The 13667-nt window shown below is 51.9% G+C and carries 9 protein-coding genes; 1 reads left to right on the top strand and 8 read right to left on the bottom strand.

The annotated features are described in order from the left end of the window. Positions 1-360: 360 nt before the first annotated feature. The 6 genes from HMPREF9412_RS08210 to HMPREF9412_RS08185 all read right to left on the bottom strand — a co-directional run bounded on the left by HMPREF9412_RS08210 (position 361) and on the right by HMPREF9412_RS08185 (position 10492). Positions 361-3141 carry an endo-beta-N-acetylglucosaminidase gene (locus HMPREF9412_RS08210; protein WP_009590980.1) on the bottom strand — a complete coding sequence of 927 codons (2781 nt, stop codon included), beginning with the start codon at positions 3139-3141 and terminating at the stop codon, positions 361-363. Positions 3142-3270: 129 nt separating this feature from the next. Beyond that, on the bottom strand, positions 3271-4794 hold the full coding sequence (locus HMPREF9412_RS08205; protein ID WP_009590972.1) for an ABC transporter substrate-binding protein: 1524 nt from the start codon (positions 4792-4794) through the stop codon (positions 3271-3273). Positions 4795-4912: 118 nt separating this feature from the next. Further along, on the bottom strand, positions 4913-5860 hold the full coding sequence (locus tag HMPREF9412_RS08200) for a carbohydrate ABC transporter permease (RefSeq protein WP_009590967.1): 948 nt from the start codon (positions 5858-5860) through the stop codon (positions 4913-4915). A 21-nt stretch (positions 5861-5881) separates the two neighbouring features. After that, a complete protein-coding gene (locus tag HMPREF9412_RS08195; protein ID WP_009590960.1) occupies positions 5882-6811 on the bottom strand; it encodes an ABC transporter permease in 930 nt (309 codons plus the stop codon). Positions 6812-7082: 271 nt separating this feature from the next. Further along, a complete protein-coding gene (locus HMPREF9412_RS08190) occupies positions 7083-8633 on the bottom strand; it encodes a response regulator transcription factor (protein WP_009590975.1) in 1551 nt (516 codons plus the stop codon). After that, entirely contained in the window at positions 8630-10492 is a 1863-nt protein-coding gene (locus tag HMPREF9412_RS08185) for a sensor histidine kinase (RefSeq protein WP_009590964.1), read from the bottom strand. Before HMPREF9412_RS08185 ends, HMPREF9412_RS08190 begins: the two co-directional genes overlap by 4 nt. Before the next feature lie 436 nt (positions 10493-10928). On the opposite strand from HMPREF9412_RS08185, the gene HMPREF9412_RS08180 reads away from it, so the two are divergent. After that, positions 10929-12002, top strand: coding sequence for a hypothetical protein (locus tag HMPREF9412_RS08180; RefSeq protein ID WP_009590978.1), 1074 nt, complete (start codon positions 10929-10931; stop codon positions 12000-12002). 83 nt (positions 12003-12085) lie between these two features. Here HMPREF9412_RS08180 and HMPREF9412_RS08175 read toward each other — a convergent pair whose 3' ends face one another. Then, positions 12086-12685: a uracil-DNA glycosylase gene (locus HMPREF9412_RS08175; RefSeq protein WP_009590963.1), complete on the bottom strand. Its 600-nt coding sequence runs from the start codon at positions 12683-12685 to the stop codon at positions 12086-12088. Between the two features lie 153 nt (positions 12686-12838). After that, the gene (locus HMPREF9412_RS08170; protein ID WP_009590969.1) at positions 12839-13615 is read right to left on the bottom strand and encodes an AAC(3) family N-acetyltransferase; all 777 of its coding nucleotides are present in this window, start codon (positions 13613-13615) and stop codon (positions 12839-12841) included. Positions 13616-13667 lie beyond the last annotated feature (52 nt).

The following is a 13667-nucleotide window of genomic DNA, read 5'->3' as shown; positions in this document are numbered from 1 at the left end:
TTCCTCTCCTAATCCACTTTAATGTAAGCATAGCTCCATTATTTACAATTGCAAACCCAAATGAAAGAACAACCATTGATGACTACCATGCCATCAATGGTTGTTTGTTCTACTCATTATTTATCGGTCAGACCGGTCACTTTCAGCATTCTTGCCATCAATGCCGTCCTCAGCACGCGTCATTTGCGCAGCATCCATATAGTGTCCTACATCAGATTAACAACCCTATCTATACAAAATCTATACACGACACGCTGGCTCAAGGGCCTAAACGGCGCTTCTATGACGAATCGGGACGATATAAATAACCAAAAAAGAGTGTTCCCCCATGAAGGGAAACACTCTTTCTAGTCATCCGTACTATTTCAAGCCCAGCACTTCAACATCGTAAATCCGTGCAGCTGTGTCACCGCCCTGTGTCGCCTTCTCGATCTGAAGACGCACGTACCGTGCGGAGGTAAGTTCGATGGCATGGCTGCTGATCCCTTGCGTGTTGTCTTTGACCGAGACGGCATCCTTCCACGCCTTGCCGTCCGAACTTACTTGAATGGAGAAGGCCCGCGTGTTGAACGCGGCAGGCTCTCCTCCGGCTTCCGCGTGCTTGATCACGAATTCGCTGACCTTGTGCTCGGCTCCCAAGTCTACCGTCAGCCAGTGCGGCCCGTCTCCGACGGCACACCATTTGGTGGCGGCATTGCCGTCCACTGCAAATGGCGGCGCTTCCTTCTCGTTCACGAAGCTGGATGCGGACGCGCTTTTGCCAAGAGCGAGGTTGCCGACGCCGTTCTCGGCTTCCCGGGTTACCGTAATGAGCTTCTTCTGGATCCGATCCTCGCCAACGCTATTTTTAGCGGTCAGCGTGACCTCGTACGTTCCTTCCTCGGGATAGGTCACTTTAGGATGCTGGTCCGTGCTGGACGCCGGCTGCCCGCCAGGGAAGCTCCAGCTCCAGGACTCCGTCACTTCCGAGGAAAGATCCGTGAATTGCACCGTTTCTCCCGGCGCAATCAGGGTTTTATCCGCCTTGAAGGCTGCCGTCGGCTTCGGATATTCCGGCCAGTCGAAGCTGGCGGATGCCGCTTTTCCTTCCTGGTAGTGGCGGTTTACCGGAATCACAACCATTTTGGTTGCCTCCTCCTTAAGCGAACGCTTCATTTCCGGTACGTAATAAACGGTATTTCCCGTCATGCCCATCAGTTCGTACTTGCCGTCCGGATGGACGCGGTAAACCTGATAGTACAGAACGTCTTCATTCTGTTTCGGCGCTTCCCACGACAAGCGCGCATCACCATAAATTCCATCGCGGAAATCATTCTCGATTATCTTCAAATCGGTCACCGCGTGCGGTTTCTTCGCCTTGTCATTCACCTGCGTAACCGCCAGGCGGCCGATGTTGGCCCGATAATCCGCCTGATCCGCCGCGGACTCGAATTGAAGCGAGATTCCAGCAATCGTGCGGCCTTTATACTTGTTCAGCTTGACGCTTCCCTGCTTCCAATCCTGATTCGCGCCCATGGCGGTCCACTTGCCAGGCTCGAAAAATTCGTACCGATCCGGCGCATCGGAGAATGCCAAGCCGATCTTCACCTTGGCGTCCTTGGCATTGTCGGCATACACGAGCGATACTTCCGTGGTCGCTTCCACCGGGATATTCGCCTTGTACAGCTTGAGATGGGTGGAGGAACCTTTGCTTACGGCACCCGCCACTTGAAGCGAGCTGCCGCCGTAATAGGACTTGCCGAAATCAAATTCCGGTTTCAGGGCCTCGCCTTGGCCGTTAGTCTCCGTGATCCATCGCCAGGTCGGCAAAATATCCTGCAGGCTCCGGTTGCTCCAATCGCGGCTTCGCATCACTTTGCCGTCCACCGCAAACAAATGGCCGTTGCCCGTATTGAAATGGGTGACGAATTCGGAGTCGGTCAGCACGGTTTTTGCAACGACATCATGGGCAATCCCTCTCCACGCAAGCGGATCGGTCCCTTCGGGTTGTGACGTGTTCGCCGGATTCATTCCGGGTCCCACCCAGAAAATCTGCTCCTTATTCATGTACTCCTCATGGGTTTCGGAGCTGTTGTACGCCCAATCCGGGCGGTAAATGCCCAGAGAGGTCGTGGCTTTCTTCCCGTCCGGGAACAGAACCGGCCAATTGAACCTGCCTTCGTAGCCCTTCGCCTCCACGTCGATGCCGGCATATAGATCATACGGACTGCGCCCAAGCTCCGCCGCTTTGGCCGGGGAGTTCAAGAACGGCGTAATGTAATCGTATTGGCCGTTCTTCTCGTCTTTGAACTGCCAGCGGAAATCGATGAACATATTGTCGGAAACCCTCTGATTTCCCTGTTGGAAGAACATTTCGTTCTTATCCGTCAAAGCCCCCTGCCACTTCACCGGTCCCTCCTCGATCATGGAATCGTACCAGATCACTTCCATGCCGGGCTCTTGGTTCTGCTGCAGGTAAGTCAGAAACTCAGCCATCTTCGCGGCATCTTCCGGCGTTCCGCCCTGTGTTTCCTGATTGATGAACCAGCCGTCGAAGCCGTAGTACGTCGCTACCTCGATCAGCTTATCCGCAACCGGGAAAGAACCGTCCTCCCGCTGCTTTAACAGATCATGCAGCCACTGGATTTTGCCTCCGTGCTCGGTTTGCGGCAAGAAAACGGTTCCAAAAACAGGAACCCCATTCTTGTGGGCCGCATCGATGACGTCGCTGCTTGGCGGAACGATTAGTCCTTCGCCTGCGGAGCCGCCCCACATGACCAGCTTGTCGATATACTGCCAATTGCTGAACGTATAGGTATGGAACTTCTCCGAGCCTTGGGAAGGAGCTCCGCTTGTGCTCGGATACATGGAAGCGATCGATAGCACCTTCACTTCTTCCTTGGCATTGCCGTTTACTTTGCTTCCTTGGATGCGCTCATCCTCCAGCTTCACCGTTCCCCGGTTAAAACGGGCATCCTTGTCCTTGGTCGGTGACCATTCCAGCAGCGTGTTCGGATACCAATACGACGAATGCGGCTGGGCCGCTTCGGCTTCTCCGGCAAAGCCCGTCAGGGATGCGGCAAGCAACGCCGTGCTCATCCAGGCCGCCATTCTGCGCTTCCACTGGGTTCTTGCGTAATAATCCGGTTTGATTCGTTTCATGGGAAAACCTCCTATTATTCGAAGATCATTTCGCTTGCGCACATTGGAGCCTTTGTCGGTGAAGAAAGAAAGGATAGAGAGAAGCGGCCGTAAGGAACAGCCGCTTCTACCCTTCATACCCTTTACGGATTACTTGTTTTGAGCCTTCCACTCATCGAATTGCTTTTGAGCTTCGGCGATCACTTTGTCGATGCCGGCATCCTGGAACTTTTGTTTAGCTTTTGGCAGATATTCTTCAGGATCGACGGAGCCGGTGTACAGCGCCGGAATAAATTCCTTGGCTACGTTCGTGATGGCCGCGACCTCCGTTTTGACCGGAGCCGTGTCGAAATTAAAGCCGAACGTAGGCGCTACTACAGCAGAGGTATTAAATTTCTCGAATGCTTCCCATTTGTCCTTCGGCTCACCTTCGTGAAGGTACGTCAGGAACATGTTGCCGAGCGCGAAACCAGGCATCGCGTAGTTCTCCTGCATAGCAGGCATATCCTCGATATACGGCTCTTCAAGCTTCTTGTAGTGCGTTCCTTCCAAGCCGTATTGAATCATGTTCCGGAGTTTCGCGTCCGTGTTCAGCAGGTTCAGGAACATCATCGCCCGCTCCGAATTTTTGGAGTAAGAAGAAATGGCCATCATCGAACCTGCTGCGGAGCTGGTGTAAATGACAGGATCATGCATCGGTCTGGTCACGATGTCATAGCCCGCGTTTCTGGACCAGCCAAGCTCTGCGTATGGCTGCGTAATTTCGCGGTCCACGAGCCATTTGCCGGTTTTGATGTTGTCGATGCCGTCCAGCGTTGCAATGTCCTCACGCACATAGCCCGCTTTATAGTATTTGCGCATGGTCTCAAGCGCCGATTTCAATTCAGGCGAATCCAGCAAATTCACGAATTTAAAGTCCTCGGTGTCCAGATACATGCCGATCGGAATTTCATCGCCGAGCGGGTAGTCAAACGGCATGTACGGTTTAAAGCCTTTCGGTACGGCAAGCGGCGTAATTTCCGCAGGCTCGTTCTCTTTAATCGTTTTGAGAAGCGGTTCCAGATCTTCCAGCGTGGTCACCTTGGAAATGTCCAGGTTGTACTTATCCAGATACTTTTTGTTGAAGCGCCATACAAACTGCTGTGCCAGTTCCTTGTTGGCCGGGATGCCATAGTTGACGCCGTTAACCTTCGTTCCTTCCAGGAAACGGGGATCCAGTACTTCCTTAATGCCTTTTCCGTACTGATCGAGCAGTTCGTTCAGCGGCTTAAACGCGCCTTTTGCCGCATTTGGAAGGTAATCGAACGCCCACGAGCTGGTGAAGGCGATGTCGTAATTCTCGCCGGAGCTCGTAATCACCTGCATCCGCTGGCTGTAATCGCCCCAGTCGATCATGCTGATTTCGATCGTTGCATTGATTTTTTCCGTCAAATATTTATTGATTTCCTCTTGAACCATAGGCAGGTCTTTCTGATTTGGCCCGATCATGTACATTTTCAGTTTGACCGGATCCAGTTTGGAGGCATCAATGGTGCCGTCGCTTTGAACAGCCGCCTCTTCCTTCGCTGGTTCACTTGGCTTACTGCCGCCTTCCTTGCTGCCGCAGGCCGACAGTACAACGGTCAGCAGAAGCACGAGAGCAAGGGACAGTAAAGAAATCTTCTTCTTAAACATGAGTCTTTCCCCCTGTGTCACTTAATGGTTTATTGCTATATTGATACCGCTTACACACCCGAGACATGAAAGCCGGATTTCTCCGGCAGTGTGCTTTTGCGGGTTCAACCTTATGAAATTATCCTTTGACCGAGCCTACGGTCAGACCCTGGACAAAATACCGCTGGAAGAACGGATACGCCATGACGATCGGCAGCGTGGCCAATACGACCATCGCCATCCTTACCGTCTCCGTCGGCAGGCCGGCGGCCACATCGAACGAGCCGATATTCTGCGCATTCTTCGTCAGGAAGTCCATGTTCTTCTCGATCTGCATGAGCATGAACTGCAGCGGTGGCGTTGCCTGCGGATTGTTATAATACAGCAAGGCGTTAAACCAGTCGTTCCAGTAACCCAATGAGCTGAACAAGCCGATGGTGGCGATCCCCGGCAGCGAGACCGGCAGGACGATACGGATAAAGGTCAGAAATTCGCCGGCGCCATCGATTTTGGCGGACTCGATAATTTCATCCGGAATCGTCGTTTGAAAAAAGGTTCTCATGACGATGATGGAGAACGCGCTCAAGGATAGCGGAAAGATCAGCGCCCAGATCGTGTTCTGCAGATGCAGGAACTGGGTCATCACGATATAACCCGGTACCATGCCGCCCGAGAACAACATGGTGAAGAACGCCAGAAAGCTGAAAAACCCTCTAAATTCAAAGTTTCGGCGGGACAAGGCATACGCATAGGTCGTAACCAGCGCCAGACTCACCAGCGTTCCCAGCACCGTGACCAGGAGCGTCAAGCCGAATGAGGACAGCAATTCGCTTCCCGTTTTGAAAATATACTCGTACGCGGCCGTGCTAAACTGGCTCGGCAGCAGCCTAAAGCCTTCCAAGACCAGCGTCTGTTCGTCCGTCAGGGAAATAATGATAACAAATAGGAACGGAAAGATACAGGAGAACGAGAAGAGCCCGATCACGATATTGAAAATCGTATTCCACAAAGGGGAGATGGCATTATAGTCTCTCTTCCTTGAACGCTTGGCCGACTGGCGGGCGGTTTGCGTTGATAGCTGCGACATTGAAGTTACACCTCCCTCGGATTAAAAAATAGCATGATCTTTTTCGATTTTTCGAACGATATAATTGGCAACCAGAATCAGAACCAGTCCGACAAACGATTGGTATAAGCCCGCTGCCGTGCTCATGCCGATGTCTCCCATGTTGATCAGACCGCGGTAGACGAAGGTATCGATGACGTTCGTAACCGGGTACAGCGCGCCCGAATCCTTCGGAAGCTGGTAGAACAATCCGAAATCGGAACGGAAAATGCCGCCGATTGCCAGTATGGTCAGGATGATCATGAGCGGCTTCAGCAGCGGAATGGTGATGTACCGCACCTGCTTCCACTTGCTGGCGCCGTCGATGACGGCCGCTTCATAATAAGACTTGTCGATCCCTGTGATAGCCGCAAGATAAATAACGCTGTTGTAGCCTACGCCTTTCCAGATGCCGACAAAAATGATGATGAAGGGCCAATACTTCGCTTCCGAATACCAACTGATCGGCTCTCCTCCGAAATAGGTAATGATTTGGTTCAGCGTTCCTTTGTCCACGCTCAGAAAGGTGAACGCAAAATAACTGATGATGACCCACGACAAAAAATGCGGCAGAAACATGCCGGTCTGATATACCTTGGCCGTCCGCTTGTTGACAAGCTCGCTCAGCATGATCGCAAATCCGACCGCAATGACCAGGCCCAGAATGATAAAGGCGAGGTTATAAAGAATCGTATTTCTCGTAATGATGTAGGCATCATTGGTCGTAAACAGATACTCGAAGTTTTTGAATCCTACCCATTCGCTGTTGAACACGCTGGCGAAGAAACCGTCCGGGCTTATGCGGAAATCCTTAAACGCGAGCACGGTACCGAACATGGGCAAGTATGCAAAGATCAGAAACCAAATGGTTCCGGGCAGTATCATCAGCAGCATGAACCGGTTGCGTATAACCTTTTTGATGAACCCCGACATGGGCACTCCTCCTCTTCCCTGTTAAATGCAAGTGATGCGACCGAAGCTTTAAAATCTCCCATGATCGTTGTCAATGCGGCTTTATCCAAGAGCCGGCCGTTATCTTCTCACTCGTCCTTTAACTACTTTCATTGTGCCAAGTAAGCGCTACCGCCCTCAAGTTGAAAAATACTAGAACGGGATGGATAAATTAAAGAATCCTCCACAAACAACAAGAAAAACAGGCCAAAGCGGATTCGCCTTGAGCCTGTCGCAAAGAGAAACGTTGGTGTTAGATCCGATACATGGACCTCATCTCGGTTGGAGATACGCCCGTATATTTTTTGAACTGCCTGTAAAAGTACGAGCTGTCCGTGTAACCTACGCTGAAAGCGATATCCGCCGTCTTCTGATCGGTATGCAGCAGGAGCTGCGTCGCTTTCTCGATGCGGTACTGGTTCAAATAATCCGAAAAGCTTGCGCCGACCTCCTGCTGAAAGAGCTGCCCCAAATAATTCGGATGCATCTGCAGCCGCTGGCTCAGCGTCTTCAAGGATAGCTCTTCCGGATAATGGTGCTGCACCTGCTCCACAAGGAACGACACATGGAGGCTGTACCCCTGATCCGCTTCCTGCAGGCGCTGGAGGCTGCGCTCGACAATGCGCCATACATGGCTTCGGAGCCCCTGGAGCGTATTGATCCGGTGCATTGGCGTGAACACCTCGCTGTAGTCGGGGCTTTTCTCCACATCCTTTGCCGCTATCATCAGTTGCACAGCCGCATTCATGCAGGCTCCCCTGGGTACCGTCTGCGCCCCGCTGCCGCCGTCAAGAACGGATTCGATGTAGGCCTGCAAAGAAGAAACATCGCCTTCGATCAGCAGCTTCGCGAAGGCATCGGGGCGAACCGACGGCGAAGATGCCGGATCGGATTCCGGTTCCGCAGGCGGATGGTACAAGGTCTCTTCCTCTCCTGCAATCAGGCAGGCGTTGAAATGGCCTTTCGCTAACCTGTAGCTCTCCTGAATATCTTTAAAATCATGGACAGCCGCATGACCTTCGGCGCACCACATGCGCAAGCCGGTCAGCTGACGCAGCTTGGCCATGGCTCCTCGCATCCCCTCCCGCGCGGCATCCTTGCGCTCCTTCATCGAGGCCGTCAAAACAACGATGTCGTCATCCGCATCGGGAAAACAAATGACCTCATGATCTGCCCCAAGCTCCTCCGAAAGAGCTTGGCAGCATTCATCCGCCAGGCTGGTCAGGCGGAAGAGCTGGGATACCGAGCGCTCGTCGGATATGAGCCGCAGCACGTTAACCTGGTAAGACGGATAATGCAGCGGAATGCCGAGAAGCTCGGCTCTTTGCTTGAGCTCCGAGCTTTTGATTTCACCACTCACCCATCGCTGCAAAATATTGCTGCGGAGAATCTTCCAATCCTCCTCGGAGCGAAACCGCTTCAGCTCCTCGCGTTCCCAATCGCCCCGGATATGCTTGATCGTCGCCTCCAGCTCCTCAATGTTGATCGGCTTCAGAATGTAATTTTGGATGCCGAGCGTGATCCCTATCTTCACATATTCGAATTCCTCATACCCGCTAAGCACAATGAACTTGGTGCGGGGATGCATGGCTTTTACCTTCTTGATGAGCTCAAGTCCGTTCATTCTTGGCATCATAATATCCGTGATCAGCAGATCCACAGGCTCTTCCCTCAATTTCTCCAGCGCCTGCAGCCCATCGTTGGCCGAACCGGACACGTGCAGATCGTATTCCTGCCAATCCACAATCGTGGCCAATCCCTGAGCAATCAAAGGCTCATCATCAACAAAAAACACGCTCCTCATGTCGTCTCCCCCTTGCGAAGCTTCGGTATTTCCATGCGAACCTCGGTTCCCTGCCCCTCCGTGCTGCGGATGGTCACTCCGTAATCGCTTCCGTAATTCAGAACGATCCGTTCATGCACGTTCATCAGCCCGATCGAACGGTAGCCCTTGTCGGGAGGCTGGAGAACCTTGTCCAGCGTCTGCCGGATCTGGATCAGCTTTTCCTCCGGTATGCCCGTTCCATTGTCCGAGACGGTAATCACGACGCGGTCCTCTGCCCCGTGGGCACAGACTGAAATTTTATTATCGTCCTCAAGCGGACGGAATCCGTGAACGATATAGTTTTCCACGATCGGCTGGACGAGCAGCTTGATAATGCTGAGGTTTTGGATTTCCGGATCGACCTCAATTTCCGTCTCCAGTCGCCCTTCATAGCGGATGCGGAACAAGTCGAGGTAAACCGAGCACATATCGATCTCCTCTTCAACGGTAACCATCGTGCTCTTCTTCACCATATTCTTGAACATGACCGACAGGCTGTATATCATTTGGCCCACTTCCTTCGCCCCCACGAAATACGCCTTCATGCGAATAGACTCCAGCGTATTGTATAAAAAATGGGGATTGATCTGCGACTGCAGGGCAACCAGCTCCGCGTTTTTTTGCTTGATTTCCGAGGTGTACATCTTATCGATGTATTGCTCCAATCGGTCGCCCATGTCGTTGAACCGGCGGGAAATTTGCTGAAGCTCGTCTTCGCCGGACATCTGGATGCGCGTCGACAGATCGCCTTCGCCGATGCGGTTCATTGAGCGGATGATCCGCTGCACTTTTTTGGAGAATTTTCGAACGATCGTGAACGTAATCGCAAAGCTGGCCGCCATAAACACAAGCGTGACCAGGATCAGTCCGGTCCTCAAACTCTCCGTGTTCTCCTCGATCGAGGATTTCGACACGATTCCCACCACTGACAAGCCCGCATTCCCGACATTCAACATGTTCACTTTGGAGGGTTCGTCCAGTTCCACCCAGTCTCCGGCTTTTTCCGGCTCCAAGCGGTAGGGATAGGTTTGACCGTAATACACATCCTCCGAGTCGTAAATCACGGTTCCCTGGGCGTTCAACACCATGATCCGGCCTTTGACCGAAGCTCTGCTCTCCAGCCAGGTTGATATTTGCCGGGCGTCGAACTCCACGTTCAACATGCCTACCCGTTCCAGGGTCCAAGGGTCCTTCAGCTCTCGCGAATAGGAATAGGACCTTGCACTGGAGCCTGCGGCTGAACCTGAAAGCTCGTTTAGCGGCATGGTATCCCAGCTGTGCTGCTCCCGGCGGGCGAACCAGTTCTCCCACTTGCTTTTGGAACCGGATTCATTATTCAGCTGCTGGTTGGTCCGGCTGATGTGCATATAAAAATCGTTCGGATAACTGTAGATGGACACGCTTTTGGCACTGGGCTCCTGCTCCAGGTAATTCTTCAGCAGGGTATTGAAGGACCGCAAACGCTGCTCCCCCGTCTTGGTGTACAAATCCAGGCGGTATTTGAGGTAACTTTCATATTCGTTGTTCAAAAAATAGATCAGCTCGTCGCTCAGCGTGGCGTCGCCGTAAATCTGCTGGAATATATTTTGGATGCTCTCATACTGCCGGCTCAAATAGATATTCAGGACATGCGCGGATTTGAGATTGGCATCCGTCTGCTCGCGGAGTATGCGCTGCGTCTGGTATTGATAGACCAAGGTCGCCGCAATCGCGAACAGCACGATCATGACGGCCGAATACAGCACGACGATTTTGTTGAACATCTTTCGCTTCAGATGGTTTAAATAAAATTGGCGCAGTCTGAAAATATGTAACACACCCTGTTCTATATTGGTCACTTCGGCCCCCAGTGTACACCGTTTCCGTAAACCCGGCAATTGCATTCTGCATCTCTGTGAACGAGCACTGCTGTACTGGGGCGGCATGGACGGGCTGTGCCGTAAACGGCACTCTTCATTCCGTTCGTTCCCACCGAACGTGTTATAGAGTCAATAGGCTTGGAAGTGGATGTGCCGAATCCCTCAACTTGTCCACATAGGAGATCCAGAGACTAGCAGGAGGTTTTGCTGAAGAGAACGCAAAAGGAGCGTACCGCAGGTTTTGAGGATCCGCCGCTTATGAAGAAGGCATGGCATGTCGCTGCTTTCAGATAACGTCCATCTGCCGCGAAACTAGAGGAATGCCCTGCTGGATGTTGAATATCTATTAAGGATCCGTGTTAGCTACTGCCGTGTTCATGATGAATGAAACCCTTACGAACCGAGGATATGACCGATGAAACTTCAATTCCTATATAATGAATATCTCAATTTGAAATTCGATAGAGGATTACCGTCTACTCCGATAGGCGGCTTTGTATACGGCCTTCTTGAGGACGGTGGCGCTGAATTATTCTTTGCCGAGCGTAACGAAGAGGCTTTTGTGGAGTGGACGTATGAATTGCAGCCGAGGGACGCCCACTATGTTGCGAGCCCGGACTGGAAGCCTGTGCTGTCCGACTCTTTTGAACAGCTGGACGTCTATGATGAATTGGTATTCTATTATCTGCTGTTTACGATCAATGCAACGACGTCCATAGCCAAGACCAACCCGTACAATGCCATGAATGATTTCATGAAGAGCTATGGTTTCTTTCAGTTGTCTCAATTGAACGATGTCACCTGCTTGAACGAGGAACAAAGGCTGCAATTGAGAGACTTTTTCTTCTTTTTCTATCTTTACGCGCACCCGGTGAATGAGGAGACCCTCTATGCCTTTTCATTCCGCGGGCATGATTTGATCCATACGAAAACCAACATTCATGTTGAGCATTATGTAACTGCATATCACGATTACTACAGCGAGCATCTCGACAAGCACAAAGATCAAATATTCATTGCTCCCCCTGAAATCCAGGCATGCCAAGATCTTACGTTGGAGCTGTTAAGGTCCATCGAGGGCAAATCGGCCAAGCTGGAGATGCCACCGGAAGAAGGATTAGATGCCCTACTGCGGCTGATCAATGACGCGGATGGTTTTATGCACATGCATTCGGTGGATAAAACGACGCTATTCGGGATCATGAGCGACTTTCTCTCGGACGCTCGCTCCACCCCTTACCGCGATCATTGCTTCCGTATGCTGCTTCAGAATTATGCCTGTTATGTCCTTTATTTTGAATTTGAGCAAATTCATCATTTGGTGGATTATTTTAAAGATACGCCGGTATGGTGCGAGAGAATGATTAATTCCCTTTTTACGGATGCTATCTTTATGCAGAAGATCCTGCGGCATCACCGGATCGATATTGCCGATTATACGAGTGTGATTGCGTTCTTTAATGAGGAAGCGCGGAGGATTTATTTGTAATCGCTAAAGGGAGCATTTTATGGAAACCTTGATGAAATAAGCTGCAGCAAAAGGAGCGGACGCCGGGTGCGTTCGCTCCTTGTTTATGTCCCCCTCCCTGCGCTCTCCTCCCACTTCGTCCTCAAACCTTTCAAATCCTCGATAAAGAACCTAAGCAAATTGGGTCTTCTTCTAACGGCCAGTGGATGATAGGTAAAGCCAATCGGGATTCCTTCAAATTCATGCCAGCTCCCCCGCAGCTCCTTGACGGTGGCATTCTCCTTCTGCGGGAATAATCCCTCGACTACGACATTGCCGAAGCCAAATAGTACGAGCGGCTGCTTCTGAAGGAGCTGCGACTGCAAATGCGGAAGGCATGCCGCTCGGGTTGCAGGCTTATCGTAAGCACGGGTTGGCCGTCGTTTCAGCAAATAAGTGACGTAAACCGAGTGGATATCGATACCCGCTTCCTTCATGCCGAGTTGGAGGGTTTCCCGGGTCCCGCACAAGAACGGGTTACCCTCCCGGTCCTCCCGGGCTCCTGGATTATCCAGGATCATCATCAGCGAGCCTTGTGGATTGCCTTCCCCCCAGATGACGCGATTCCGCTGTCTGCACAATTCGCAGCGTTCGCAATGCTGCATATCTTCGGGCGCTTGCTCTTCGGGCAAAATGACACAGGGAGGATTCGTTTCCGTAGACATGCCATTCCTTCCTTTCTGTCCATGCAATGGTTCCATTATGCCCACCTGCCGCCTAATGTAAAAACTTCCCGCGCGTATATCCGGTCAACCGTATTGTTGTTCGGGCCATTTCCCGCCCTTGCCATTGAAGTCACATTCGATAAAAGTCCTCGTCTAAACGTAAGGCATGGTATGGTCCAAGGGATGATTATCCGAGAACAAATCCGGATTGTCCTTGAGCATTTCCGTTATGACATCGGCCACCGCGGCCGCATCGCATACCCGGACAACCGCATCGCCAAGATGCCCCTTATGCATCGCGCCCCGACTTTCCAGGACCTCATCAACCTTCCAAAAATGCTCCGACCACGACAACCCGCAATGTCTGCGGGAAGGCACCGGGATTTCCGTTCCATCCGGTAAAACCGTGTACAACTTCTCATGGCCATCCGTTAGCCTGCCCGGAATGTCCACCCACTCCTCGACTCCATGAATAAAGGTGTTGCGCTTTAAATCAACACCCACTAACAAAATCGTCGCCTTGCGGTCAAGCAGCTTGCCCCAAGCGGATCCTCTAGCGCATGGCGTGTCGAAACGATGATCGTCGATTGTGAACGGGATGGCATCCAGGCCCAATGCCGCCACGGAATGCGTGGGGTGCAGCGAACGCACCACATCCGGGCGTTTGCGAAAAAGCTCCGGCAGGATGCCGACACAGGACGGGGATTGGTCCACGTAAAATTTCGGATTATCCGCATTGATATAAGACCACGTATGGGTAGGCAGCACCAGCAGCCCCTCTTTCATATACGCTGTCAGCGCATCGAGGACCGTGTCCGCGCCGCCTTCGACCGGCCCCATACTCTTCATGGAAGAATGGACCAACAAGGTCCCTTTTCCGTCAATGCCCAACTGCTCTAATTGCTTCATTAAGCTTTCCCATGTGTGCATGTTCTTCTCCTCCAGGGCCAGGATATCTATACTGGCTGTCACTATTATTTTT

This window comes from Paenibacillus sp. HGF5 (assembly GCF_000204455.1).
GTDB classification, from domain to species: domain Bacteria; phylum Bacillota; class Bacilli; order Paenibacillales; family Paenibacillaceae; genus Paenibacillus_AQ; species Paenibacillus_AQ lautus_A.
The sequence above is the reverse complement of the archived record's forward strand: the minus strand, read 5'-3'. Positions and strand labels throughout refer to the sequence as shown.

Coding starts and splice junctions, on each gene's coding strand:
- HMPREF9412_RS08175 (WP_009590963.1), bottom strand. CDS start 12,685: ATGTCTACGGAAACGAATCCTCCCTGTGTCATTTTGCCCGAAGAGCAA.
- HMPREF9412_RS08190 (WP_009590975.1), bottom strand. CDS start 8,633: ATGAGGAGCGTGTTTTTTGTTGATGATGAGCCTTTGATTGCTCAGGGA.
- HMPREF9412_RS08205 (WP_009590972.1), bottom strand. CDS start 4,794: ATGTTTAAGAAGAAGATTTCTTTACTGTCCCTTGCTCTCGTGCTTCTG.
- HMPREF9412_RS08210 (WP_009590980.1), bottom strand. CDS start 3,141: ATGAAACGAATCAAACCGGATTATTACGCAAGAACCCAGTGGAAGCGC.
- HMPREF9412_RS08195 (WP_009590960.1), bottom strand. CDS start 6,811: ATGTCGGGGTTCATCAAAAAGGTTATACGCAACCGGTTCATGCTGCTG.
- HMPREF9412_RS08180 (WP_009590978.1), top strand. CDS start 10,929: ATGAAACTTCAATTCCTATATAATGAATATCTCAATTTGAAATTCGAT.
- HMPREF9412_RS08200 (WP_009590967.1), bottom strand. CDS start 5,860: ATGTCGCAGCTATCAACGCAAACCGCCCGCCAGTCGGCCAAGCGTTCA.
- HMPREF9412_RS08170 (WP_009590969.1), bottom strand. CDS start 13,615: ATGCACACATGGGAAAGCTTAATGAAGCAATTAGAGCAGTTGGGCATT.